Source organism: Rhizobium sp. 10N414 (genome assembly GCF_056394785.1).
Genome location: NZ_JBFTIN010000003.1, coordinates 1 through 25,382, shown reverse-complemented (window position 1 = coordinate 25,382; position 25,382 = coordinate 1). Strand labels below are relative to the sequence as shown.

At 60.8% G+C, this 25,382-nt stretch carries 18 protein-coding genes and 1 riboswitch; of the genes, 8 read left to right on the top strand and 10 right to left on the bottom strand.

The window, feature by feature from the left end; translation table 11 throughout:
- Positions 1–3 precede the first annotated feature (3 nt).
- A complete protein-coding gene (locus AC1DE4_RS05105) occupies positions 4–630 on the top strand; it encodes a DUF922 domain-containing Zn-dependent protease (protein WP_025661680.1) in 627 nt (208 codons plus the stop codon).
- 290 nt (positions 631–920) lie between these two features.
- On the opposite strand, the gene AC1DE4_RS05100 is transcribed toward AC1DE4_RS05105, so the two are convergent.
- Both AC1DE4_RS05100 and AC1DE4_RS05095 read right to left on the bottom strand, forming a co-directional pair.
- Positions 921–1,241 (bottom strand): 2Fe-2S iron-sulfur cluster-binding protein, encoded by a 321-nt coding sequence (locus AC1DE4_RS05100; protein ID WP_018854842.1) that lies wholly within the window; start codon positions 1,239–1,241, stop codon positions 921–923.
- Positions 1,242–1,445: 204 nt separating this feature from the next.
- On the bottom strand, positions 1,446–1,814 hold the full coding sequence (locus AC1DE4_RS05095) for an Hpt domain-containing protein (protein WP_025661679.1): 369 nt from the start codon (positions 1,812–1,814) through the stop codon (positions 1,446–1,448).
- Between the two features lie 464 nt (positions 1,815–2,278).
- On the opposite strand from AC1DE4_RS05095, the gene AC1DE4_RS05090 reads away from it, so the two are divergent.
- The gene (locus AC1DE4_RS05090; RefSeq protein ID WP_477880357.1) at positions 2,279–8,488 is read left to right on the top strand and encodes an apolipoprotein A-IV repeat region-like domain-containing protein; all 6,210 of its coding nucleotides are present in this window, start codon (positions 2,279–2,281) and stop codon (positions 8,486–8,488) included.
- Positions 8,489–8,672: 184 nt separating this feature from the next.
- On the opposite strand, the gene AC1DE4_RS05085 is transcribed toward AC1DE4_RS05090, so the two are convergent.
- The 4 genes from AC1DE4_RS05085 to AC1DE4_RS05070 are packed head-to-tail and all read right to left on the bottom strand — an operon-like array spanning position 8,673 to position 12,708.
- Positions 8,673–9,281 carry an ABC-type transport auxiliary lipoprotein family protein gene (locus tag AC1DE4_RS05085; RefSeq protein ID WP_192240603.1) on the bottom strand — a complete coding sequence of 203 codons (609 nt, stop codon included), beginning with the start codon at positions 9,279–9,281 and terminating at the stop codon, positions 8,673–8,675.
- A gap of 22 nt (positions 9,282–9,303) precedes the next feature.
- Positions 9,304–10,674, bottom strand: coding sequence for an MlaD family protein (locus AC1DE4_RS05080; protein ID WP_018854837.1), 1,371 nt, complete (start codon positions 10,672–10,674; stop codon positions 9,304–9,306).
- Between the two features lie 9 nt (positions 10,675–10,683).
- Complete coding sequence (locus AC1DE4_RS05075) at positions 10,684–11,529, bottom strand: ABC transporter ATP-binding protein (protein WP_037089011.1); 846 nt, start codon at positions 11,527–11,529, stop codon at positions 10,684–10,686.
- 9 nt (positions 11,530–11,538) lie between these two features.
- On the bottom strand, positions 11,539–12,708 hold the full coding sequence (locus AC1DE4_RS05070) for an MlaE family lipid ABC transporter permease subunit (RefSeq protein ID WP_026371471.1): 1,170 nt from the start codon (positions 12,706–12,708) through the stop codon (positions 11,539–11,541).
- A 99-nt stretch (positions 12,709–12,807) separates the two neighbouring features.
- Here AC1DE4_RS05070 and dgcA point away from each other — a divergent pair, with 99 nt between their 5' ends.
- Positions 12,808–13,791: an N-acetyl-D-Glu racemase DgcA gene (gene dgcA, locus AC1DE4_RS05065; protein WP_192240601.1), complete on the top strand. Its 984-nt coding sequence runs from the start codon at positions 12,808–12,810 to the stop codon at positions 13,789–13,791.
- On the opposite strand, the gene AC1DE4_RS05060 is transcribed toward dgcA, so the two are convergent.
- Both AC1DE4_RS05060 and AC1DE4_RS05055 read right to left on the bottom strand, forming a co-directional pair.
- Positions 13,743–14,963, bottom strand: coding sequence for an MFS transporter (locus tag AC1DE4_RS05060; protein ID WP_018854833.1), 1,221 nt, complete (start codon positions 14,961–14,963; stop codon positions 13,743–13,745). The genes dgcA and AC1DE4_RS05060 overlap by 49 nt on opposite strands.
- Before the next feature lie 163 nt (positions 14,964–15,126).
- Positions 15,127–15,951 carry a UDP-2,3-diacylglucosamine diphosphatase gene (locus tag AC1DE4_RS05055; protein ID WP_477880353.1) on the bottom strand — a complete coding sequence of 275 codons (825 nt, stop codon included), beginning with the start codon at positions 15,949–15,951 and terminating at the stop codon, positions 15,127–15,129.
- A gap of 227 nt (positions 15,952–16,178) precedes the next feature.
- On the opposite strand from AC1DE4_RS05055, the gene AC1DE4_RS05050 reads away from it, so the two are divergent.
- Complete coding sequence (locus AC1DE4_RS05050; RefSeq protein ID WP_113471035.1) at positions 16,179–18,491, top strand: NADP-dependent malic enzyme; 2,313 nt, start codon at positions 16,179–16,181, stop codon at positions 18,489–18,491.
- A gap of 122 nt (positions 18,492–18,613) precedes the next feature.
- On the top strand, positions 18,614–19,699 hold the full coding sequence (locus tag AC1DE4_RS05045) for a DUF2865 domain-containing protein (RefSeq protein WP_477880351.1): 1,086 nt from the start codon (positions 18,614–18,616) through the stop codon (positions 19,697–19,699).
- A 6-nt stretch (positions 19,700–19,705) separates the two neighbouring features.
- Here AC1DE4_RS05045 and bluB read toward each other — a convergent pair whose 3' ends face one another.
- Positions 19,706–20,395, bottom strand: coding sequence for a 5,6-dimethylbenzimidazole synthase (bluB, locus tag AC1DE4_RS05040; RefSeq protein ID WP_192240598.1), 690 nt, complete (start codon positions 20,393–20,395; stop codon positions 19,706–19,708).
- A gap of 40 nt (positions 20,396–20,435) precedes the next feature.
- A riboswitch (cobalamin riboswitch) is annotated at positions 20,436–20,617 on the bottom strand.
- 26 nt (positions 20,618–20,643) lie between these two features.
- Complete coding sequence (locus AC1DE4_RS05035; RefSeq protein ID WP_018854828.1) at positions 20,644–21,477, bottom strand: TolB family protein; 834 nt, start codon at positions 21,475–21,477, stop codon at positions 20,644–20,646.
- Positions 21,478–21,693: 216 nt separating this feature from the next.
- Between AC1DE4_RS05035 and AC1DE4_RS05030 the strand changes: the two genes are divergently transcribed.
- The 3 genes from AC1DE4_RS05030 (at position 21,694) to AC1DE4_RS05020 (ending at position 25,237) form a co-directional block, all read left to right on the top strand.
- Complete coding sequence (locus AC1DE4_RS05030; protein WP_477880349.1) at positions 21,694–23,622, top strand: LTA synthase family protein; 1,929 nt, start codon at positions 21,694–21,696, stop codon at positions 23,620–23,622.
- 81 nt (positions 23,623–23,703) lie between these two features.
- The gene (locus AC1DE4_RS05025; protein WP_113471032.1) at positions 23,704–24,228 is read left to right on the top strand and encodes a DUF1003 domain-containing protein; all 525 of its coding nucleotides are present in this window, start codon (positions 23,704–23,706) and stop codon (positions 24,226–24,228) included.
- 133 nt (positions 24,229–24,361) lie between these two features.
- Complete coding sequence (locus tag AC1DE4_RS05020; protein ID WP_192304772.1) at positions 24,362–25,237, top strand: hypothetical protein; 876 nt, start codon at positions 24,362–24,364, stop codon at positions 25,235–25,237.
- The last annotated feature ends 145 nt before the right edge of the window (positions 25,238–25,382 follow it).

The following is a 25,382-nucleotide window of genomic DNA, read 5'->3' as shown; positions in this document are numbered from 1 at the left end:
AGAATGCATTCCGTACCGCGTTATATGCCCCTCCTCCTCGGCTTTTCCATGGCCGTAGCGGCGTGCAGCCCAGCTGCCGCCACCGTAATCGCGACGCGAAGCTATTCCTATTTTCCCATCAAGGGCAAAACCGCGGACCAACTCGACCAGCAACTGAGCATCAACGGGCCGACGGCCAGTGGCTCGTCCGCCCGCCACCCGGGTGCGACCAAGATCCGCTTCGGCGGCGATGCGACCTATGTTCAGGCCGGAGGGCGCTGCCGCGTCTCCAGCGCCAAGGTCACCGTCCATACGCAGATAATCCTGCCCCGCTGGACCGACCGCAAGGGTGCCAGCAAGCAGTTGTCAATCATCTGGGATGCACTTGCGAGCGACATCAAGCGGCACGAGGAGCGCCATGCAGAGATCGCGCGAAACCAGGCGCGTGTCATGGAAAAGCAGATCCTCGCACTTCCACCGCAGCGCAGCTGCGAGCGTATGCAGGAGCTCGTCACCGAGGTATCGACCCGCGGCATCGATGAGCACGACAGGTTGCAGGCCCGATTCGACCGAATCGAAGCCGTCAATTTTCAAAGTCGAATGATGAGACTTCTGAACGATCGGATTAAAATATCCGGCGGCGCAAGATAGCTGATTCTCAAGCTTAACGCGATCACAAAAGGTTAGCCGCGTAACAAAACTTGTGCGAAACCGCAATCGCCCCAGTGATTTAGTGGTTATTTCTCGGTCTAGCTAAATCAACCATAACGCGGTAATATTCAAACATTCGAAAGTTCAGGTCCGTAAGCCCGAACTTTCGCTCCTGGGTTCTCCTGGCGCGTTGCGAAGCCGCGGATGATCCTCCCTCGTCCGCAGGTAATGCGCCTACCTCGCCTCGCTCGTCTAACGGCAAGCGAGGCTTTTTTTGGACTGTGGTGGAATCAGGCCTGCCGCTCGGGCACGTGAACCACGAGCCCGTCCAGAGCCGCCTTCATTCTGATCTGACAGGAGAGGCGCGACGTCGGACGCACGTCAAAGGCGAAATCGAGCATGTCCTCTTCCATCGCCTCAGGCGAGCCGACGCGTTCCGTCCATTCGTCGTCGACGTAGACGTGACAGGTCGCGCAGGCACATGCGCCGCCGCATTCGGCCTCGATACCTGGTACCGAATTGCGCACGGCATTTTCCATAACGGTCGATCCCTGATCGACATCAAGATCGAAGCGCGTGCCGTCGAAGGCGACAATGGTCAGTTTGGGCATGATGATTTCCGGTGGTCGTCAATGGGAGGGTTTGGATTTTTTCTTCCAACAAATCGCCGAGGCAGTCAACATCGACCGCTCGGTGTCCTTCATCACAGATTGAGAAGCGACGCGCTTGTCAAAATGCGCCATGCTGGCGGTCACAAAAAGACCCGCTGCTCCGAAATGGATCAGCGGGCCTCTATTCCGTCAGATTTATAGAACTCAGCGGCAAAGCTTGAGGATAAAATTCTCCGCTTCGATCACGGCAGTACCGACCGCCGCCATGCTGGCCGCGTCGCCGCAATTGCCCTCAAGCGCCTCGGCAGCCGCATGGACGCGAAACGCCCCAACCGCTCCGGCCGCGCCCTTGAGGCGATGGGCCGCGGCTTCAACGATCTTCGCGTCACCGGACGATATTTCCTGCAGGCAGGCCCGCGCCTGACGCGCAAACATTTGCAGAACTTCGATTTCCAGGCTCTTGTCGCCCATTGTCTGGTTTGCCAGATGCACAAGATCTACCGGACGCTCCTGTGAAGGCCGAGGTCCCTTGCAAATGTCGGGCGCCGCAAACGCAATACTGACTGCTGCCATGTGCCAATCCTCCGTCGTCCATGCCGACTTTCCACAAAAGTGCGGGCACCGAGTGGCCATCGCGTTAAATTCCGGCACATTCAGGGCGGATTTCTTGAGGTATGGTTAACGCCAGCTAAACGTCTCTAACGCTTTGGTTTCAAAGGCCCGCTTTTATTAAATGATGTTAACAAGACCTTATTATCCGGGAATTTGAGCGATTGCGTTAATTGTCTAGCAGTCCCGGATGTGTCACTACGATACTACTGGGCGAGCTTTCCGGTACCTGCCTTTGCTCGCCAAGTGGATAATGGTAATGTTTTGATACCGTCTGTATGAAAAAGCAGCTATCCACTCTGAAATGATATGCTTATCCGTCCTCGGCAATGTCGACGGGCGGGCTCAGAGGCTAAGGTTTTGTGCGGGCTCCGCGGGAAGCCCGAGGCGTTGTTGAACCGGCTGGGATGTAACGAGGCGTAACGTAAATGGCGAACAACAAGTACAGCGAATCGATCGAGGACAAGGCGTTCAAGGCATTGGACGAGGCGCTCCAGATCGACTTCGGAGAAGACGATACGCTGTCTCGCAACGGCAAGACCGACGCCCCGGAGGCCAAATTGTCCGAAACACCGAGTGCCCGCAATCAACAAGGCTCCAAGGAGCGCGTGCGCCCCGCCAATACGCCTCGCCAGCCCGAGCAGCCGTCTCGCGCCCCGTCCTTCGCCGCCAACGACGCCAACCGCATATCGCCGGCTACGCTTCTCAAGTCCCTGGAGACCGGCTCCAGCCGATCGGCTGTTCGCAACGCAACCATCGTGTCGCTGCTTTGGATCGTCGGCGGTCTCGGCCTCATGGCCCTGCTCTATTCGCCGCAGATCTGGCAGATCCGCTCGATCGCCGATCTTTTGGCTCTTCCGGGCATTGTTGCCGGCCTCATCGGCATCATCGTGCCGGTGTTGCTGTTCTATGCCTTTGCCGTCATGATGGCGCGCGCCCAGGACATGCGCAACGCAGCACGCTCCATGGCCGAAGTTGCGCTTCGCCTCTCCGAGCCCGAGACCGTCGCTTCCGAACGCATCATGACGGTCGGCCAGGCCGTTCGCCGCGAAGTCTCGGCGATGAACGAAGGCATCGAACGCACCATCGCACGCGCTTCGGAGCTTGAAACCCTCGTCCACTCCGAGGTCAACGCCCTCGAGCGCAGCTACGCCGACAATGAATTGCGCGTGCGCGGCCTCGTCCATGAACTCGGGTCGGAGCGCGAAGCGATCGTCAACCACGCTGAGCGCATCCGCACGTCGATCTCGGGCGTGCATGATCAGCTCAAGGAAGACCTCTCTCTTGCCACGGAAGAGATCGCGATACGCCTTGCGACCTCGGGCGAAGCATTCGCCTCGATGATCGACACGCGCGCCGCGGCGATCACCGAAAAGTCGGAATCGGCCATCCAGTCGCTCGGCACGCTGCTTGCGGCAAAGACGGATTCACTGCTGCAAACGCTCACCTCCTCCGGATTCGCACTCACCAACGAATTCGACACGCGGCTGGATACCCTGGCGTCGAGCCTGAGCGAGCATGGAGAGCTTGTCCTTCGGCAGTTCGAGACGCGTGCGTCCACGATGGACAGCAACGCCGAGAAGCTGAACGCCGCGCTGAACGACCGTGCCCGCCAGTTGAACGAAATCCTGATCGCCCGCACCCGCGAGATCAACGAGAGCCTGACCGGTGGCGAGCGCACGATCAGCACCACGCTTGATGACGTTCTCTCCAAGCTCAACAGCGCGCTCGACGAGAAGGGTTCGACCTTCCGCCAGAGCCTGCAGTCGAGCGTCGACGACACCATCATGGATCTCGACCTTCGTTCCGGCTTCTTTGACGAACGGCTGCAAGCGACTGTCGCGCAGCTCTCGACCTCGTTCGATGAGCGCGTCGCGGAATTCGCCAATGCCTTCGACAAGCGTGCCGGCTCGCTCGACACGAAGCTCATGGAGAGCCTCAACCGCATCAACGACACCATGACCGGCGGTTCGGAGTCGCTGAACGGCATTTTGAGCTCGAGCATCGAACGCCTTGGCGCGTCGCTGACCGATCAATCGTTCGCACTGGCCACTGCCCTCGCGACCAGCCAGGAAGTTATGGAAACCTCGCTGGCAGGCAAGGTCTCCGAGGTCACCGAGGCTATCCATACCCACACGACAGGCATGACCTCGGCGTTGAGCCACGCCACGTCCGAAATCTCCCTGGCGCTTGCGTCGGGCACCTCGGAACTCCACAATAATCTCTCCGCACGCGCGACAGAGTTCCGCGAAACATTGCTGTCCACGACCTCCGATCTCAGCTCGGCCGTCTCCGCGGGCACCGAGCAAATTACTTCGGCCTTCGGCCGCGCCGACGATCTGAACACGATGATCTCCAAGCGCGCTGCCGATATCACGCACGCGCTCGATTCCGCGCATGAGCGGATCGACGGCGTGATGACCGATCGCGGAGGCGCGCTGACTGCCGCCCTTGCCGACAGCCACGACCGCTTTGAGAGCACCCTGGCAAGCCGCTCGGACGCAATCATCAGCGCCGTCTCGGGCAGCCATGAGCGCCTTGCGGACGCACTCGACGACAAGGCCATGACGCTGGCCATCTCGCTGGATGAGAGTCAGAACCGCTTCGAGGATGCGATCGCCAAGCGTGCGGAAGCGATTGCCGCTTCGATCGCCAGCGGCCATGAGAAGCTCGCCGATACTCTTGATGACAAGGCAATGGCCCTCGCCATCTCCCTCAACGAAGGCCAGTCGCGCATTGAAGACACGCTCGGCCATCACGCCGAAACGATCAGCAACTCGCTTGCCGGCGGGCACGACCGGATCACCGAGGCGCTTGATGACCGTGTCATGGCGCTTACGGTATCGCTGAACGAAGGTCATAGCCGCATCGACGAGGCGCTTGCCCGGCGCGTCGATACCATCGCGAATTCGATTGCTACGGTCCAGGACCGCCTCTCGGATACGCTGGACGAGAAGGCCATGGCGCTCGCGATCTCCTTCGGAGAAAGCCAGAGCCGTTTTGACGATGCACTGGAAGCCCGCACCAACGCCTTGCTCGACACCGTGGCCGGCGCCGAGTCCCGGGTTGCCGGCGCCCTCGTCGACAAGTCGGACGCCATCCGCAGCGCCTACACGGAAAGCCAGGAGCGCCTCGAGCGTTCCCTGAACGAACACGCATCGACGCTTGCCGGCACGCTGTCGAGCGGCAGCGATCGGATCGAGCAGCTGGCTGGCAGCGCCGCGGCCCGCATCGAATACAACCTCAGCAATGCGCATCAGAAATTGGAAACACTGCACGGCGACGCTGCCGCCCGCATCGAAGGCGGTCTTGCGGCTGCGCATGATCGTTTCGAAGCCCTGACCGGCAATGCCGCTACGCGTATCGAAAGCGGCTTGGACTCGGCCCATGAACGCATCCGTTCGACGCTGGCCGATCGCGAGCAGGCTATCAACCTCGCCCTCACCGACGCCCACAGCCGTATCAGCGATACGCTCTCCGATCAGGCGACGACGATCAGCGCCTCGATTGCCACCAGCGTCGGCATGCTGGAAATGTCCCTGGAAGACCATGAAGTCTCGCTTCGCCAGGCGATCGACAACAGTGGCCGGGCCCTGGAAGACCGCCTGCGCGACAGCACCGGTCACATTGCCGGCCGTTTCCAGGAGGCTGCTGGCGAGATCTCACGTTCGGCAGAGACCTTCTCTTCACAGCTCGACCAGTCGATCGAGGGCATGACGGGCCGCTTTGCGGAAACCGGCTCGCGCGTCGAGGCCGGCCTTGCCGCCCTCGAAAACCGCATCCGTGACGGCGTCGGCGGCGTGGCCGAGCAGGTCGACGCCGCTGGCGGTCGCCTCTCCAGCACTTTGTCCGACGGCATTTCCCGCCTCGGAACGCTCGGCGAAGACGCAACGAACCGTATCGCTGCGGCGATCAACGGCAGCGCCACGAAGTTTACCGAAACGATCGATCGCCGCACCGCCAACCTCACCTCGGAGATCGACTCCCGTACGGTCAGCATCGACGAGGCGATGGAACGCGGCAGCGTCCGCATCGAGGAGCGCCTGTCCACGATGGACCGGGCCCTCACAGTCGGCCTCGACGCCGTCAATCGCACGATCGAAGGTAAGGCTGCCGGGCTCGCGGCTTCGCTGCGCAGCGCCGTCGCCGAGACGACGAAGGGCATCGACGACGAAGCAGCCCGCGCCGCCGAAAACCTAGGCCGCACCGGCCAGCAGTTTGCCGAAGGCCTCGACGCCAAGAGCAACGAGTTCGCCCGCACGATCGAAGAGCGTTCCGAGCAGATCGTCGGCCGCGTCTCCGACGCCCAGAACCGTTTGGCCGGCCAGGCAGCGGCCGTTGCCCAGACTTTCTCGGAAGCCGGCAATGCCATTATCAAGAAGGTCGCCGAAGCCGAGACCCTCGTCAGTGGCCAGGTTGGCGCCATTTCCCGCGCCCTCGGCGACGCCCAAGCGACTTTCGAAAACCATGGTGCCGGTATCCGCACGACGATTTCCGACGCAAGTCAGGAAATTACCTCAACCATGGCAGACGTCGAACGTGCTCTGGAAGCACGTGGCAATGCAATCCGTTCGAACCTCGAGGATCGCACGCGCGAAATCGACTCGACGCTGACCAATGTCGAAAAGGCGCTCGAGGCGCGTGGCGACGCCATCCGCTCGACGCTCGACGATCGCACCCGCGAGCTCAATTCGATGCTGTCCGGTCGTTCCACGGAGCTGTCGCGCATTCTCGAGGAGACGGCGCGACCGCTGATCGACCGCTATGCCGAAGCAGGTAAGGACGCCGCCGCGCGCATTACGACAGCGACCGAACGCAGCACCGAGCGCCTGCGCAGTGAGAATGAGGCGCTCGTCAACGCAATCACGGCACGGACCGAAAGCGCATCCTCGGCCGTCGACGCGATGGAAAACAGCCTGCTTGCCAACGTCAACAAGCTGATCGAACGCCTGTCGGACAACAGCTCAGCTATGGGCCAGGTGATGAGCCGTGCCGCCGAAAATCTCGCGGCAGTGGATGGCCGCCTCGGCGATACGACGTCGCGCTTCACCGAGTCTGCCCAGAAGGCCGCCGAAATGGTGTCTGCCTCGACGCGCCTGCTCGAAGGCAAGGTCGACCGCCTCTCGGACATTTCGGGCCAGACGCTTGCCCAGGTCGGCGGTATCATCGGCCGGTTCGACGAACACTCCAAGGTGCTCAGCCAGGCATCCGGCCTGCTGGCAGCCGCTCAATCCAACCTCGTGTCAACGCTCGAGGATCGCGAAAGCGCCCTCCAGAACCTTTCCGTGGGACTCGTCCAGCGCTCCGAGGAAATCGAACGGACGATGCGTGCCCTGGGCGGCATGGTCGAATCCGCATTCGACCGCGCCGAACAGCGCTCCAACCAGGTCAGCGGAACGCTGCGCGAAAGCGTGCAATCCTCGTTCTCCGACATCGGCCGCGTTCTTTCCGAAACCGAAAAGCGGGCTGAGGAAGCTGCCTCAACGATGCGCGCTGCGATCGTCAAGGCCGGCGAAGACGCCAATGCCACAATCGACGGCGCCTTCGGCAACGCCGAACGTCGCTCCAGCGAGCTTTCCAGCCGCTTGCGTGGCGGCCTGACGGCCTCCCTGTCGGAAGTCGAGCGTATGCTGGGCGAGGCAGGTCGTGCATCCGACGGCGCTGCCCAGACCATGCGCGAGTCGCTTCGCGAGGCAGTCGAGGAGGCAGTATCCCGCTTCTCCGGCGCCACCGAGGAGATCCGCCGCTCGGCCGGCGATATCCGCAAGGAACTCGACATGACCCGCAGCGAATTGAAACGCGGTGCATTCGATCTTCCGGAAGAGGCCAAGGAAAGCGCTGCTGCCATGCGCCGCGCCGTTGCCGAGCAGATCAAGGCTTTGCAGGACATCTCGCACATCGTTGGCCGCTCGACGCAGCAACTGGAGATCTCCGAGCCTGCGCCGCGGGCCATTCCTCAGCCTCAGCCTCAGCCTGCGCCACGCCCGGCTCAGCCGGCCGTTACCCAGCAGGCGCCCCAGCCCACCCCTCCCGCAGCCCCCGCCCCGGCTCCGGCAGCAACACCCTCGCCGATCGAGAACCTCGGTCTGCGTGGCTCCCTGACGCATGCAGCCGCAACGCCGCAGCGCACCCCCGTTGCCGCTCCCCCGGCAAGCGGCGGCTGGATCAGCGACCTCCTGCGTGGTGCATCGCGCGATGAGACCGCCGAGGAAGCTCCAGCACGGCAACCAGCCCCACGCGCCGAGGCTGCCGCGGCGGCACCTGCCCGCACGGCCGATAGCCGCAATCCGCGCCACGTCGTCGAGTCGCTGAACTCGCTTTCGGTAGATATCGCGCGTGCAATCGATCATGACGCTTCGGTCGATCTGTGGCGTCGTTACCAGCGTGGCGAACGGGACGTCTTTACGCGCCGCCTCTACACGCTGAAGGGCCAGCAGACCTTCGACGAGATCAAGCGCAAGTATGATCGCGAGCCGGAGTTCCGCACCGCCGTCGATCGTTATATCGCCGATTTCGAGAAGCTCCTTTCTGATGTTTCCCGCGGCGATCGCGACAAGACGATCACGCAGTCCTATCTGACTTCGGATACCGGCAAGGTCTATACGATGCTTGCTCACGCCGCAGGGCGACTGGGCTAAGCCACACTCAAGGAACAAATGAAATGGCCGCCCAAGAGGCGGCCATTTTCATCTCGGGCGATTGTCCTGACGTCGCTCTCTGCGAAAGGTCGGGTCGGGTCGTGGACGGTGGATCGTGTTACGCCATCGCGCTAGGCCGGCACGCGCCAGCAGGCACCTTGTGGTGCATTGCCGGCGCCCTCTATCAGATCGACTGGAGGGTCCAGTTCACGATCTCAGCCGTCACGCTCGCGAACGCGCGATCGAGACCCGTCACAAGACCGTCGTTGGACCCATTGGCCGGCACCGCTTGTCTGAACACTTTCTGGGTTCTCACGGTGCCATTCCGGTCGTTCACGATCTTGGCCGAAATCTCGACGACCGCGTGGCTGCCACCGGTCGTGTCGATCTCGAAAGCGCGGATATCGGTCACGAGCTGATAGTCGATCGCCAGTCCCTGCCCGGGCACGCCGACGCCGCCGAGCTTGCCTGAGTTCTCGTAGGCTTCGACGAGCTTTGCCTGGACCATGCGCGGCAGCTTGTCGCCCCATTGCGCCTTGGAAAGGTACTGTATCTGCGACGGCGCCACCCGAATGACGATCTGTTCGCTGTCGATCGCCCGCAACGCAGTTGGCTGCTGCACCAGGATCTGCCGGCCCCTGGCCGCCGGCCCACTGCCAGTCACCGACGCGGAGAGGTCGTAGGTGTCGTTCCTGGCAGCCGTCCCACAGCCTGCCAGACCCGCCAATAGCGGCAGCGTAATCGCGGTCGTCGATAGCCACGAACGACGCTGCAACAGATCCGATACGGCCATATGCGCTCCCCTAATATCCCTATTAACGCCGCGTCCGGCCGTCATATTGCTTTACGGTATCCCCACCGAAGATCAGCCGCTGCGGATTGCGGTCAAAATTGCCGATCGCATCGTTGAGGTTTTGCACGGTGGAGCGCGTGTCGTTGATGAGCGACTGCACATCGCGCAGCCCACCGCTGGAAAATTTCTGCAAGTTGTCCGCAATAGGACCGATGCGCGAATTCAGATTGTCGGCGACCTTCTTGAATGAGGTGAGCGTGTCACGCGCCTGCGCAAACAGCGACTGCGTATTGTCCGTACCGAGCAGCGCGTCCAGCTTGATCAGAATGCCGTCGACACGTGTGGAGGCCGCGTTCAGCTTGTTCGCCATCTGCGAAACATTCTGGATCGTCTGGTCGATGTCCTTCTGCCGAGCCGAAACAGTGTTCGCGACGTCCTTGATCGAAGCGACTGCGGTGCGTGCGTCCTTTGTCGCCTGCGAGATATCGTCGACGGATCCCTTGACCTTCGCCGGGTCGATCTGCGCGACCAACGTATCTACTCGATCGAGCGTCGCCTGCGCCTTCTTGCCGAGGTCGTTGTACGTAGTCGCCGTTTCCTGGAACTTCTGGATCGCTCCCTTGAAGTTTCCCGAAGCATCCGCGACGTCGCGGCTGACTTTCTCGGCATTGCTGAGAATGGTGTCGATCTTCTTCGCGTCGACGGCCTTCACGAGGGCCTCGACCGCTTCCAGCGTCGAGTCGACACGACCCGAGACCTTACGCACGGTCTCGGAGAGTTGGCCGACACTCTGCAGGAACGAGTCGATGTTGCCTGAGTTCTTGGCCAGTGCATCGGAGAAGGTCTCGGCATTCTGCAATGTCTTCGTCAGCGGCCCGCGTGCATCCGTCACAAAGCCCTGAATCTGCCCGACAGCATCGTTCGCTCTGTCAAGAATCTTGTCTGCCGTCGCCAGAAGGTTCGTGACACTCGACTGATCCGCGACGATGACCGCTCGCTTTCCGGTCTCGAGGGACTGTTGAAGGATGTTCTTTTCGCCGATCCTCCCGCCCGAAAGTTCGATATAGGCAGCACCCGTCAGACCCTGGATTTCAAGGATGGCTTTCGTCGAGGGATAGATAGGCGCGTCGACCCGCACCTCGGTGAACGCCAGTGAGAAACTGGGATCGTCGGCATCGATGGACAGCGACTTGACCGAACCGACCTGAATGCCGTTGAACCGCACCGGCGAGCCGACGCTCAAGCCGTTCGCGGAGCCGGGAATCCGGACGATCAGTTCGGCCATCGGCCCACCGCGCCCATATTCCGCCATCCAGTAAACGAAACCGAACGCCGCCGCGATAACGAGCACCGTGAAAAAGCCGACAATCGTGTAGTTCGCTTTTGTTTCCATCGTATCCGCTCACTTCCCGCGGCTATCTTGCGCCAGGCTGTCCTTGCCTGCGTGGCCACGCTGCGGCACGACCGAACGCGCCCGCTTGCCCTTGAAATAAGCCTGAACCCAAGGATCGTCGCAGGCCAGCATGTCGTCGATCGTTCCCTCGACCAATACCCGCTTCTTGCCAAGCACCGCAATCCGGTCACAGACCGAGAAGAGACTGTCGAGGTCGTGCGTGACCATGTAGACGGTCAGGCCGAGGGTGTCCCTGAGCCTTGCGATGAGCTCGTCGAACTCCGCGGCACCGATCGGGTCGAGGCCCGACGTTGGCTCGTCAAGGAAGACCAATTCCGGATCGAGCGCAAGCGCGCGTGCCAGCGCAGCACGCTTGATCATGCCGCCCGAAAGCTCCGACGGGTATTTGTCGGCGGCATCAGCCGCAAGCCCGACGAGGCGGATCTTGAGCTGCGCGAGTTCGTCCATCAGCGACTGGGGCAGGTCCAGATACTCGCGCATTGGAACCTGGATGTTCTCCCGGACGGTCAGCGACGAAAACAGCGCCCCCTGCTGGAACAGCACACCGAGCCGCATGTCGAGCGCGTTGCGCTGCGGCTCGTCCAACTCATCGAAGTCCTGACCGAGAATCTTGATCGTTCCAGAGCGCCGCGGCAGCAACCGAAGCACCGTCCGCATCAAGACCGACTTGCCCGTTCCCGACGCTCCGACAAAACCGAGAATTTCGCCGCGATAGATATCCAGATCCAGATGGTCGAGAACAACCTTCGACCCGAAAGCGACGGTCACGCCGCGCGCTGATAGCACGACATCTCGCCCCTCGTTGTTTCCGGTCTCTGTATGCTGCCCGTCCACGTACAATCCTTAGAAATTGATGGCCGCATAGAACATGGCAAAAAGCCCGTCCATGAGGATAACGACAAAGATCGCCTTCACTACCGCCGCGGTCACGTGCTGGCCAAGCGACTCGGCGCTGCCGCCTACCTTTAAGCCCTCGACCGCCGCAACGATACCGATAACCAGCGCCATGAACGGCGCCTTGATCATCCCGGACAGCACCGTCGACAGCGTGATCGCCTCATGCAGGCGGGAGACGAAGTTGGCGAAGGTGATGCCGGAATAGGCCCAGGCGACCACGGCTGCGCCGGCGAGCGAGGCAAAGTTCGCGATGACCGTCAACAGCGGCAGCGCCACCGTAAGGGCAACTAGGCGCGGGAAAATCAGCACGCCCACGGGATTGAGCCCCATGACCTTCAATGCGTCCACTTCCTCGCGCATCTTCATCGAGCCGATTTCAGCCGTGATGGCGCTGCCCGAACGGCCGGCAATCATGATGGCGGTGAGAAGCACACCGATTTCGCGAAGCTGCAGGATACCGACGAGATCGACGACGAAGACTTCGGCGCCAAAATAGCGGAGCTGAAAGGCGCCCTGCTGCGCGATGATCGCACCAATCAGAAACGACATCAGCAATATGATCGGCACCGCGCGCACGCCCATGTGGTCGATCTGGTTGACGATCGACGCCGGCGATACGCCGCTGCCTCGCCCGAATTTCATTTGCGCGCCGCGGACAGCGGAGCCGAGGATATACATCGCGGCCGCGAGGTTGTTCCAGAGCTCGGAGGTGATCTTGCCGATCGGTGCGAAGATCCGCTCCGGCCAGCTTGCGCTTGGCTGCGGCTCCTGCTCGGGCTGCGGCGGTTCCTCGGAAAACTCCGCGATCATCTCGTCGATATGGGTGTTACTGCCTTCGAAGCGCACGGTCCCACCGGCGCCTTCCACCTGCTTCTTCAGCCGGCAGAGCAGCCAGACGCCCGCAGTGTCGATATCGGTCACGCCTGATAGGTCGAGTGTCACCTCGCCGCTTCGGCCGGCGGTAAGCTTGTCGAAGTCACGCAAAACGAGATGCAGGTTGGCGCTTCGCCAGTTCCCTTCGATATGAACGAACTGACCCGCGCCATGGCTCTGGTCGTCCACATGCAGTGAGGCGGCGTTACGGGTTTCGGACTTCAAAACGCTTGTGTCTTTCAAGGCTTACGGCGACATTGCCGACTCGCGAACTAACGGTTCGCCGCTTCGGATCAATATACCCAAGCCRCACCAAATTTCCATGCGCGCAGGATTGCAAATATGCCACGGTCACTTCAAATTCAGACGGATTCCTTCCCCATAGCGGGCACATTCTCGATCTCGCGGGGCGCCAAAACGTCGGCAGACGTGATCCTCTGCATAATCCGGGAAAACGGGTTTGCCGGCCGAGGCGAATGCGTTCCCTATCGCCGTTATGGCGAGACCATGGAAAGCGTGGCAGCACAGATCGAAGCGGCAAAGCCGTTGATTGAAGCCGGCCTGACGCGAAAGGAACTTCAGCGAGCTATGCCTCCCGGCGCCGCGCGCAATGTCGTTGACTGCGCCCTCTGGGATCTGGAAGCCAAGAGTTCGGGCGAAACCGTGATCATGGCGCTTGGCCTGGCGCAGCCGCAGCCGCTGACGACCGCCTTCACGATCTCGCTCGGCGAACCTGACGTCATGGCTGCACAGGCGCGCGCAAACGCCGATCGGGCCCTCCTGAAGGTCAAGGTCGGCACCGGCGATGACGAAAGCCGTATCCGCGCGGTTCGCGAGGCAGCGCCCAATGCGGCGATCATCCTCGATGCCAATGAGGGCTGGCCTGACGAAACGCTTGAGCATCATCTGCGCATCGCTGCCGAGATGGGCGTCGCCTTGGTCGAACAGCCGCTGCCGGCCGGCAAGGATGAATTTCTGGCGGAGATCCGTCGTCCCGTCCTCGTTTGCGCGGATGAAAGCGTCCACCATACCGGGGACCTCGCCAGCCTTCGCGACCGCTACGACGCGATCAATATCAAGCTCGACAAAACGGGTGGCCTCACGGAGGCGCTTGTGATGAAGAAAGAGGCGCAACGCCTTGATTTCAAGATCATGGTCGGCTGCATGGTCGGCACGTCGCTGGCAATGGCGCCAGCCGTGCTGCTGGCCCAGGACGCCGAGTTCGTCGACCTCGATGGACCGCTGCTGCTTGCTCGCGACCGCGAACCGGGACTGCGTTATACGGCCTCTCTCGTTTTCCCGCCGGAAACGACGCTCTGGGGCTGAAGATAGTAAGCCGCGATAACCAGCCCGAGACCGGTCAGGGCGACGAGTGCCATCACGTAGTAGCTTGCGAGGCCGAGCCAAGCGTAGATGTAACCGGAGGCGATGGTCATCAGCCCCATGAACATGCCGTTGTAGAAGAAATACGCGCCCTGCGCCGACGATTCCTGCGTCTCCTGCACCGAGGCGACGATACGTGTCTGCACGCCCGTATGCACGAACGCATAGGTGCAGGAATGCATGCACTGAAGCAGGAAGAAGCCCCAGAACCCCCAATGCATCGGGAACAGAATCCAGCGACACACGCTGACCGCCGCCCCGAACCGGATTAGCGTCCAGGCGCTGAACCGGCGGTTCAGCCGGCGGGAAAGAAAGAAGACGGTCACTTCGGCCGCAACGCCAGCACTCCACAAAACGGCGATCTCGGTGCCGGAAAAGCCGAGTTCTCGCCAGTAGAGGGATGCGAAGGCCTGCAGCACCGCGTGGCTCGACTGCTGGATTGCGACCCCGATCAGCAACGCCAACAAATGGGGCTGGCGCAGAGAACTCCCCGTTGCAGCCGAGATATCGACAGGTATCCCGCGCCTGCGCGTCGGGCCGATCCGGGGACAATAGATAGCCATCACAACAGTCATAACAAAGCCAAAGGTCATGACCGGCAACACCATCTCGCCACCCCAATGCCCGATCAGCTGCCCGCCGATCAGAGTGGAGACGATGAACGCTACCGACCCCCATACCCGCATGGAGCCGTAATCCAGACCCCAGCGCCGCACTCCGGAGATCACGATCGATTCGACAACCGGGACATAACAGGCAAAGGTCGCTCCCTGGATCGTGTAGACGATCAGCACCGGCCAGAATGTGTTCGTCCAGTAGAGCGCGATGGCTGTCAGCAGCGACAGGACTCCGGAAAACAGCAGCACATCCGCTCGCTCCCTCATCCGGTCGGCATACATCGCCACGATCGGGGCGACGAGCACGCGCACGACCATCGGCACCGCGAGGATGACGCCGATCTCGTGGTCGTTGAATTCGTGCTGTGCAAGCCACATCGGAAAGAAGGGCAACGCAACGCCATTGACGAGCAGGGGCGCGCAGTAAGACAGGGCACTGAGAAGCCGAAAGCGCGGCGGGGCGCCCTCGCCTGTCTGAGGGTTTTGAGCGGGAATCATTAGGTGGACCTGCAGGAAACTGAACGCTGCCTATCACGTCAACCTAAGGGCGACTATGGCAAGAAATTGCCCGATTGAAACGTTTAAAAAAATAAATAGGGCCTGTCGCAAAGACACAACGGGCTAAACTGATGCATTGAATTGCTGGCTTGGGAGATTGCGCCTAAGCGGCTTGCGGGGCGACGTCCTTTTCGCGATGCCCGATCGCCATCGGGACCGCCTGCGTACCGCTCATGGAACGCCATTCGATCAATTCAAAGGCGCCGTCTTGATGCTCGGCGATCGCCGTACAGCTTTCGACCCAGTCTCCAGTGTTGATGTAACGGATCCCGTCCATGTCTTCCATGACAGCGTGATGAATGTGGCCACAAATCACGCCGTCCGCACCGTGCTTACGGGCTTCGTCGGCAACGACGCGCTGGAACTCGCCTATGAAGTTGACTGCATGCTTCACCTGAAGCTTGGCCCATGCGGAAAACGACCAGTACGGCATCCCCATCCGGCGACGGATTGCTGCTAGGCCAATATTGATTATGATCGCCATGTCGTATGCCCAGTCGCCGAGATAGGCGAGCAGGCGGGCGTTGCGCACCACGACGTCGAACTCGTCGCCATGCAGCACGAGGTACTTCTTGCCGTCGGCCGCTTCGTGCATGATGCGCTCGGCAACCTCGATGCCACCGAAATGGGTGCCTGGAAAGTCACGAAGGAATTCGTCGTGATTGCCGGGGATATAAACCACCCGCGTGCCCTTGCGCGCCTTGCGCAGCAGCTTCTGGACCACGTCGTTGCAATCCTGCGGCCAGTACCAGTTGCGCTTCAGTCGCCAGCCATCGATGATATCGCCGACGAGGACGATGGTATCGGCCTCGTGATGCTTGAGAAAATCCAACAGGAAGTCCACCTTCGCGGCCTTGGAGCCGAGATGCACATCGGAAATGAAAAGCGTACGGAAGTGCCGCGTATCCATATTGTCCCTCACAAGCATCCTGCTCGTGTCCCATGGTTCACCTGACCTTCCAAAACCAGACTCGTGTTTCAGGAAGATGACATCCGGTTGTCACGCCCGATTTTCCCGGTCTCTACAGACCTGCGCTCCCGTCACGGCAGATTTGCGCTGTTTTCGCATTTCGAACGGAAATTCCGACTGTTCGACCATCCCGTTTGATGTATTGAAGGCAGTTCAAAGACAGCATGCGGCAGCCGGAGGCGATGATGGATCATCACGAAAAGTCCAAGACGGAAAAGAATTTGGCAGGTGGAAGCCTCGACGAGCAAGCGCTCTACTTCCATCGCTATCCGCGTCCGGGCAAGCTTGAAATCCAGGCAATCAAGCCGCTCGGCAACCAGCGCGACCTGGCGCTGGCCTATTCCCCCGGCGTCGCAGCACCCTGTCTCGCCATCCGCGACAATCCCGAGACGGCCGCCGACTATACCTCGCGCGCAAATCTCGTAGCGGTCATTTCCAACGGTACGGCCGTTCTCGGCCTCGGCAATATCGGTCCGCTGGCATCAAAGCCGGTCATGGAGGGTAAGGCCGTCCTCTTCAAGAAGTTTGCCAACATCGATGTCTTCGATATCGAGGTCGATGCAACGAGTGTCGATCAGATGGTCTCGACCGTCGCCTCGCTCGAGCCGACCTTCGGCGGCATCAATCTCGAGGACATCAAGGCGCCGGAATGTTTCGAGATCGAGCGCCGTCTCCGCGAGACCATGAAGATCCCGGTTTTCCATGACGACCAGCATGGCACGGCCATCATCGTCGCTGCGGCGATCCTCAATGGCCTGGAACTGGCTAACAAGAAGATCGACGAGGTCAAGATCGTCGCTTCGGGCGCGGGTGCCGCTGCCCTCGCCTGCCTCAACCTCCTCGTCACGCTGGGCGCCAAACGCGAGAATATCTGGGTCCACGACATCGAAGGCCTGGTCTACGAAGGCCGTACAGAGTTGATGGACGAGTGGAAGAGCGTCTACTCCCAAAAGAGCGACACGCGCACGCTTGCGGAAAACATCGGTGGCGCCGACGTATTCCTTGGCTTGTCTGCCGCCGGCGTGCTGAAGCCGGAACTGCTGGCGCAGATGGCCGAAAACCCCCTGATCATGGCGCTCGCCAATCCGACGCCGGAGATCATGCCCGATCTCGCCCGCGCTGCCCGCCCCGATGCAATGATCTGCACCGGTCGCTCCGACTTCCCGAACCAGGTGAACAATGTTCTTTGCTTCCCCTACATCTTCCGGGGTGCTTTGGATTGCGGCGCGGTCACCATCAACGAAGAAATGAAGATGGCTGCCGTGCGCGCCATCGCGGCACTTGCGCGCGAGGAGCCGTCCGACGTCGCCGCCCGCGCCTATTCGGGTGAAACGCCGGTCTTCGGCCCGAACTACCTGATCCCTTCGCCCTTCGACCCGCGCCTGATCCTGCGGATCGCCCCGGCGGTCGCGAGGGCTGCCGCCGAAAGCGGTGTCGCCTTGCGTCCGATCACCGATTTCGACGCCTATCTCGACCAGCTCAACCGTTTCGTCTTCCGTTCCGGCTTCATCATGAAACCGATCTTTGCTGCGGCGAAGAATGCCGAGCGCAAGAGGGTCATCTTCTCGGAAGGTGAGGATGAACGCGTGCTGCGCGCCGCGCAGGTGCTGCTGGAAGAAGGCATTGCCGAACCGATCCTGATCGGCCGCCCGCAGGTCATCGAAACGCGCCTCCAGCGCTACGGCCTGCGCATCCGCCCGCTTTCGGATTTCGACGTCATCAACCCGGAAGACGATCCGCGCTTCCGCGAATATGTCGATCTCTACTTCTCGCTGGTCGGGCGTCGCGGCGTCATTCCGGAGGCCGCCCGCACGATCGTTCGTACCAACACGACCGTCATCGGCGCGCTGGCGCTGAAGCGCGGCGAAGCCGACGCTCTGATCTGCGGCCTGGAAGGCCGTTACGAGAAGCATCTGCGCGACGTTCGCCAGATCATCGGCAAGCGGCATGACGTCTGCGACTTCTCGGCACTCAGCCTGCTGATCTCGCAGCGCGGAGCCACGTTCTTCACGGACACCTACGTCACCTTCAATCCGACTGCGGAAGAAATCGCCGAGTCCGCGGTTCTCGCCGCCGAGGAAATCAAGCGCTTCGGCATTACGCCGCGCGTGGCCCTCGTTTCCCACTCGAATTTCGGCTCGCGTGAATCCGAGAGCGCGACGAAGATGCGTGCTGCTCTCAAGCTCGTTCGCGAAGCAGCCCCGGAGCTTGAAGTCGACGGCGAGATGCATGGCGAGAGCGCGATCTCCGACGCCCTGCGCAAGCGCGTCATGCCCGACACGACCCTGCATGACGAAGCGAACCTGCTGGTCTTCCCGAACCTGGATTCGGCGAATATCACCCTCGGCGTCGTGAAATCGATGATCGACGGCTTGCATGTAGGGCCGATCCTGCTGGGCGCTGCGCTGCCGGCGCACATCCTGGCGCCCTCGGTGACCTCCCGCGGTGTCGTCAACATGGCTGCCCTCGCCGTCGTCGAGGCTTCACAGCCGGCGTGATTTGCGGCCGATCGAGAAAATGCGCTAAGATTCCGACTGCAGCCTGTTAAGACAAACGGGCTAGCAATGGAGGCGCGGCGGGACGCCGCGCCTTACGACCTGCTCACCGATGGGACGATGCCTTGAACCGCTGGATTCTGTCATTCGCAGCCGCACTTGTGTTGATCGGCCCGGCCCATGCCCAGGTGCCGGCGATCTGCGGAGACCTGCGTGCCCGCCTTGCGGATCTGCCGCAAATCATCGGCAGCACACCCGAGGTGCGCAAATTCGCCAGCGCCATCGCCGAACAGAACCTTGAGCTTCGCAAAGTCCGTAGCGATCTCCGTCAGAACGGCTGCACAAGCGGCAGCATGGTCGTGATCGGCGACGATGACGGCTATTGCGGGGAGCTTGAGCGCGCGGAGAGCAAAATGGTCGACAACATCCGTTATCTGCAGCAGCGGCGCGACGAGCTGCGTGGCCAAAGCGAGGATGTCCGCACGCGAAACGAGCTTCTTGCGGCGCTCGATGACAATGGCTGCAACGAGGAACAGTGGCCCGCCGACAGCGGCGATGGATATGCACCGCCTCCAAGCATTGAAGATCAGGCGCTGCGAAACGACACCTTCGTACCGCCGGGTGGCGATCCCGGCCAGCGCCGATACGGTCTCCCCGGCATGTCGACGCCCTCTCATCTCAATACCGTCTGTGTGCGCACCTGCGACGGTGGCTTTTTTCCGTTAAGCTCGAATGCAACCTCGCAGGACTTCGCCCGCGATGCCGACACCTGCTCGAAGATGTGTCCCGGCATCGACACCGAGCTCTTTTATCATGACGTCTCCAGCACTGAGACTTCACAGATGATATCGGCGGCGACGGGCGCTCCTTACAGCGCAATGCCGAACGCTTTCGCCTACAAGAACCGCAAACCCGGCGAAAAATCATCCTGCAGCTGCGACCTCAACGCCTACTATGAGCGGATGCGAAAAAGCCAATCGATCAGCGAACCGCCGCAACAAGGATCGATCACCACGATCGAAACCAAGAAGCCCGAGCCAGCGAGCAAGGTCGCCGCCCCGGCTGCACCGCAGCCTCAGGTGCCGGACAGGCCATATGATCCGGCGACCAACAAGGTGCGCCAGATCGGTCCGCAGTTCTTGGCCGGCGACCAAGGCACAATCGACCTCAAGCATCCGGCAAAGCCGGGCCCTCAGCCGCAGCAGCAATAGCCGCCCTCAGTCCGCTGGATTGTCCCAGCGATCCGTAAACACCAGTTCATCCAGCAGCAATCGCTGGCGCCATCCTTTGACGGCGAGTTCCGGCTGGTCATAGAGCCGGTCGACATAGCCGACGCAGAGCCAGGCAACGATCTCGACCCGATCAGGAACACCGAGGATGTCCTTGATATCGGACTCGTGAAAGATACTCACCCAGCCGACCCCCACGCCTTCGGCGCGGGCGGCGAGCCACAGATTCTGCACGGCGCAGACCGTGGAGTAGGAATCCATCCGCCGATTGTGCGTCCTGCCAAGAACGACATCGCCGCAGCGGTCCGGATCGCAGGTCACGCAGATGCTGAGCGGTGCGGTTCGGATGCCCTCAAGCTTCAGCGAGCGATAGAGCTGTTGCCGCCCGCCTTCAAACATCTCGCCGGCCTCGCGGTTGGCGCGATTGAAGGCCTGCCACGCGGCCTCCTTCACCTTGTCATCGCGCACCAGGATAAAATTCCAGGGCTGCATGAACCCAACGGACGGCGCGTGATGCGCGGCCGTCAGAAGCCTTTTGACGACGTCGTCCGGAATGGCATCCGGGAGAAACTCGGAACGCACGTCGCGTCGCGTCGAAATCGCCCTGTAGACGGCGTCGCGTTCCTCGGTCGAAAAGGCTGCGGCTCCCGACAGGGAGCCTGAATGGTCTGGTCGCATCGTCAATCCCCAACAACACAACCGCCCGCCGTCCACGCGGGTCAGTCTATGGTGTCGGGCCGGTCTTCTGACTTGGCGTCATCCGACTGCCGCGCCTTCCCGGTACTGGACCAGTGGCTCTTTGCGGCAGCCGTCAGCCTTACAGCGTTGGGCACGTTTCGGTCTTTCACCGAATTCCCGATTCTCCCGCCCGCGGCGGGCACCCGACGGACGCGTCTATGCCCATAAACCCTGGCCGACGCAATCCCTTAATCCGAGACGGGAAAGTAGCGCACATAGGCGAACTCATCACCTGACGGCGACCAGTTGGGCACGTTGATCGTTCCCTGCCCGCCGAAGAGATCGAAGAGCATCGTCAGGTTTCCGCCGTCCATGTCCATCAGCCGCAGGCGAACATCGAGATCGCGTGGATGGTCGAACACATCAGGATCGTAAGAAAGGATCAGAACCTTGTCGTTGTTGGGCGACGGATGGGCAAACCAGTTCCCATAGTTGTCACTGGTGACCTGCTCGAGACCGGTCCCATCGGGATGGATTCGCCAGATTTGCATGAGGCCGGTGCGGCTAGAATTGAAGTAGATCCATTGACCGTCGGCGGAATAGTCCGGCCCGTCATTGCGTCCCTCGCCGTGGGTCAGCCGCTTTTCTTCGCCGCCGTCAACGGAGATCGTGTAGATATCGAACAAATCGTTGCGGATGCCACAATAGGCGAGTTGCTTCCCGTCGGGCGACCAGCCGTGCCAATAGGATGGCCGATTTTGCGTCACCAGCCGCGGCGTACCACCTTCGGCCGGCAGCACATAAATCGTCGACTTCCCGAACTCGGTTTTGTCGGAGATGACGATCTGGCGGCCATCGGGCGAAATGCCGTGGTCGTTGTTGCAGGTCGTCGCAAAGCCGGTATCGACCTTGCCGACCTTGCTCGAACCATCAAGTGCGAGACGGTAGAGGAGTCCGTCGCCGTTCAACAGCAGATAGGTCCCATCCGGCGAAAAGTTCGGCGCCTCAACGAGTTGCGTGGTTTGCCAGACGACGCGCGCCTCGCCTGTCCTGATGCTGTAGATCTCAACGGAACTGCGCAATCTGAATCCTCCTAAGCATCGAATCCGCCAGACCTACGACGGCTCGCCACTCAGCACAAGCAAATGCGCCTGACCGAGAATCTGCTCTGGAGGTAGTTCCTGCGTGATGGGCGTTTATCCACCGATCACAAATGCAGGAAACCTAACGGTTCATCTAGCATTCATGACAAAGATGTGACAGTTCGACGAAGCTTTTATGACGTCGGAGTTTTCCAGTTGATCGCGTTGGTAATGAGGTCTGCAGCGGCAGCGCGTTTTGCGTCGCTTTCCACCGATTTCGGGGGAAGCGCTCGGTCGCCCGCCCTACGCACCGCACTCAGCGTTGCTTTTTGTGCCCTGCTTGCGCTCCTTGCCACCGCCACTGTCGAGATCATTGCCCGCGATGGGTTGGCCGACGTCCGCGAATTCCTGACATCGCCTGTGCGTCCGGGGATGACGACGGTTGTGATGTTGACTGTCCTGATGCTGTCGCTCGATGCAGTCCTGGGCCGGCGGTTCATTTCGGCGCTGATCGTTCTTCCGCTTGTGATCGTCCCCGCCATCGTATCCAACCAGAAGCAGCACTACCTTTCGGACCCGCTTTATCCATCGGACGTCCTTTTCGGGCGGCAGATCATGGAACTGCTCCCTGTGATGGTGCGCGACCGCCCCTGGACGGCCGTTGCGATGCTTGTCGGCATCGTCTTGTCCGTTACCGCGATTGTCTTCCTCTGGCGCTTCGCCTGGCGCAACTTCCCAAAGCTCCCAAGGGCCTCTCGCGTCCGCCGGCTTAGCGTCGGCCTGCCCGTTATCGCGGCTTTCGGGTCCTTGATGGACTATTCCCAATATTCCTTCATCCGTGACCGCCTGCAGGTGGTTCCGATGATGTGGGACCAGAAGGAAAACTACCGCAGCAACGGCTTCATCCTCGCCTTCATCTTCAACATTCCGATGGCAGACGTGGCAGCGCCTGTCGGCTTCGGTACAGAGGCGCTCGACGCCATCCCCGGCCGCAACTACGGCTACCTCAGCGGGCCACGCGAAAAGCCCGACGTGATCATGCTGATGAGCGAGTCATTCTGGGATCCGACCCGCCTGAAGACGCTGAGCCTGTCGCCAGATCCTATGCCGACGATCCGTGCAGAGCAGTCCGGCTATGTCTTCTCGCCGGAGTTTGGCGGCATGACCGCCAATGTCGAATTCGAGGCGCTGACAGGTTTCTCCAACGCCTTCCTGCCATACGGCAGCATTCCCTACCAGCAATACATCCGTCGTGATGTTCCCTCGCTCGCCACGTTCTTCCGTGGCGAAGGTTACGCGGCGCGGTCGCTTCATCCGTTCAGCGGCTGGTTCTGGAATCGCAACGAGGTTTACAAGGACTTCGGCTTCGAGCAGTTCCGCTCCGAAGAAACCCTGCCTCCCATGGAAAAGCGAGGCATCTTCGCTTCGGACGAGTCGCTTATGAAGGAGATCATGAACGAGGCTGACGGCATGGATCGCCCGTTCTTCTTCTTTGGTGTCACCTTGCAGGGACATGGCCCCTACGAACCGAACCGTTACGCCCACAACACTATCGACATCAAGGGCAACCTGAACGATGCCGACCGCGCCACCCTTGGCACCTATACGCAGGGTGTCAAGGAAGCCGACGACAGCCTCAAGATGCTGATGGATTGGGCAGAAAAGCGCGACCGCGAAACGATCATCGTGCTGTGGGGCGACCACCTGCCCCCGCTCGGCAATGTCTACATGGCGACCGGCTACATGCCGGACCAGGTTGCCACCCGCAAGGCATCAGTGAGCGTCATGAAGCAGGAACACGAGACCCCGCTCGTCATCTGGTCGAACAAGAAGGGCAGCAAGAAGGATGTCGGCACCATCAGCCCGTCACTGCTTTCGTACCACCTCCTGAAGTTCGCCGGCTTCGAGCATCCCTACTACACGGGCTTCCTCGGCCGCGTGCAGAAGAAGTACAGCGTCATCGACCGATATCAGCTCATTGCCCGCGACAACACGGCATCTCCCGATTGGGTCCTGAAGCCGAAGAACCTCGATCCCCTCGTCCGGGACTATCGATACCTCCAGCATGACATCATGTTCGGCAAGGCTCAGACGCTCGAGCGGTTCTTCCCGCAGCATGCCTGGCTCTATGCGCAAGGCACATAGAAAAGCGGCACAAGCCCGCATTGCAATTTGAAAACACTACGGAATACTGGCGCCCGAGCGATCTAGCATTCGGAGTCGGCCATGCATAACCTATCGGACCTCATCCACCATCACTTCGACAAGCCGGCCGACGAACTCGGCGAGATCGAAAGGCGCGTTCTCGCGAAGGCGCACGAGCGGAAGATAATCTCGACCGATATCAATGCCGCTCTTCAAGCCGAATCTTCCTCCGGCCAGCGCTTGGCAGATACGATTGCGCGTGTTGGCGGCTCGTGGAGCTTTATTATTGCTTTCCTGCTCTTCCTGGTCTGCTGGTGCGTTGTAAACACCATTGTATTGCTGACGCGCGCCTTCGATCCCTATCCGTTCATTTTCCTCAATCTCGTGCTTTCGATGCTGGCGGCGATCCAGGCTCCGATCATCATGATGTCGCAAAACCGCCAGGCGGAGCGCGATCGTTTCGAGGCGGCAAAAGACTATGAGGTCAATCTCAAAGCAGAACTGGAAGTTCTATCCCTGCATCAGAAGATTGACATGCGCGTGCTCACCGAAATTGCAGCATTGCGCGAAGACATCGAGCGTTTGAACCAGCGTCTGCCCAGTTGATCGAAGGATCCGGGATCGCTTGAATTTAACTATACCAATCGATTAACGATCCGCTAACCAAGTGCCGCATTGAAACATCGACGCAAATGTTGGAGGAGCAACGGGAACCAATCCGATCCGACAATACGATACGATGCTCACTGGCCGACTGCATACACGCGACGAAATCCTTCATCACCCTCTGTTTCTGTCGATCGAACGCCAGATCGCACTCCACCTTATCGGCATTCACAAGCGCGCTCCTCGCCTTGCCCGCCTCGCCGCCTCGCACCAAAAGTGGCTAATGACGCAAACGCTGTTTGCCATGCATGCCGGACGAGACCGAGGCAACCCACGCTCGGGGCTCACGGCCGGCCGCATGATGCAGGTGGCCAAAGAGTTCGATCTCGCCAGTAAGAATACGGCTGCGTCGTTCCTTGCAGAACTGATTGCCTATAAGTTCCTGCGGGATGCTGCCGATGAAACGCCCGACCGGCGCCTGCGTCGCCTCGAGACGACCGAGGCGAGCGAGGAGGCCATGGCCTCCTGGTTCCAGGGCCATATGGCCTGCCTCGATCAACTCGACGGCGGCAATCGCGCAAGCCTGACCGCTGACACCCCGCGGCTCTTCCTTCTCGCACAGCCGCGAGCTGCGCGTGCCCTTATCCAGGATCCGGTCTGGAAGGAACCCCGGAGCAGCATCGGGCATTTCCTCTGGTCGGATGTCGGCGGCCTCGTGCTGCACGATCTGATCAGCCGCCTGCCGGACGACGCGCGGGAGCATGATCGCACTCTGCTGAAAGGCGTGACGATCAGCGAAATCGCGAGCGACTTCGGCATCTCCCTCACCAACTTGAAACGGATGTTCAAGAAAGCAGAAACGGACGGCATGCTCGGCTGGGAAAACCCGCGCAACCGTGGCACGCTATGGCTTTCCAAGACATTCATCGAGGACTATTTCCACTGGCAATCCGCAAAGTTTGCCGAATTGGACAGCGCTATCCACTGGGCGGCCGGCCAAATCCGCTAGGCTGTGGTGACAATTTAACGATCCGGGATTCCATTCGAGTCGCAAATCAGATTCAACGCTGACTTTTGGAGGTCGGCGATGGATGGTGAGGTTCTTCGAGATGACCAGTGGGAGCGGCTGAAGCCGTTTGTGCCCGGTGGTCGCA

What these genes read in the sequence shown, in the direction of transcription:
- AC1DE4_RS05090 (WP_477880357.1), top strand. Translation starts at nt 2,279, where the DNA reads ATGGCGAACAACAAGTACAGCGAATCGATCGAGGACAAGGCGTTCAAG.
- bluB (WP_192240598.1), bottom strand. Translation starts at nt 20,395, where the DNA reads ATGCGACCAGACCATTCAGGCTCCCTGTCGGGAGCCGCAGCCTTTTCG.
- AC1DE4_RS05085 (WP_192240603.1), bottom strand. Translation starts at nt 9,281, where the DNA reads ATGGCCGTATCGGATCTGTTGCAGCGTCGTTCGTGGCTATCGACGACC.
- AC1DE4_RS05055 (WP_477880353.1), bottom strand. Translation starts at nt 15,951, where the DNA reads ATGCTTGTGAGGGACAATATGGATACGCGGCACTTCCGTACGCTTTTC.
- AC1DE4_RS05020 (WP_192304772.1), top strand. Translation starts at nt 24,362, where the DNA reads ATGCTCACTGGCCGACTGCATACACGCGACGAAATCCTTCATCACCCT.
- AC1DE4_RS05080 (WP_018854837.1), bottom strand. Translation starts at nt 10,674, where the DNA reads ATGGAAACAAAAGCGAACTACACGATTGTCGGCTTTTTCACGGTGCTC.
- dgcA (WP_192240601.1), top strand. Translation starts at nt 12,808, where the DNA reads ATGCCACGGTCACTTCAAATTCAGACGGATTCCTTCCCCATAGCGGGC.
- AC1DE4_RS05060 (WP_018854833.1), bottom strand. Translation starts at nt 14,963, where the DNA reads ATGATTCCCGCTCAAAACCCTCAGACAGGCGAGGGCGCCCCGCCGCGC.
- AC1DE4_RS05095 (WP_025661679.1), bottom strand. Translation starts at nt 1,814, where the DNA reads ATGGCAGCAGTCAGTATTGCGTTTGCGGCGCCCGACATTTGCAAGGGA.
- AC1DE4_RS05025 (WP_113471032.1), top strand. Translation starts at nt 23,704, where the DNA reads ATGCATAACCTATCGGACCTCATCCACCATCACTTCGACAAGCCGGCC.
- AC1DE4_RS05100 (WP_018854842.1), bottom strand. Translation starts at nt 1,241, where the DNA reads ATGCCCAAACTGACCATTGTCGCCTTCGACGGCACGCGCTTCGATCTT.
- AC1DE4_RS05105 (WP_025661680.1), top strand. Translation starts at nt 4, where the DNA reads ATGCATTCCGTACCGCGTTATATGCCCCTCCTCCTCGGCTTTTCCATG.
- AC1DE4_RS05050 (WP_113471035.1), top strand. Translation starts at nt 16,179, where the DNA reads ATGGATCATCACGAAAAGTCCAAGACGGAAAAGAATTTGGCAGGTGGA.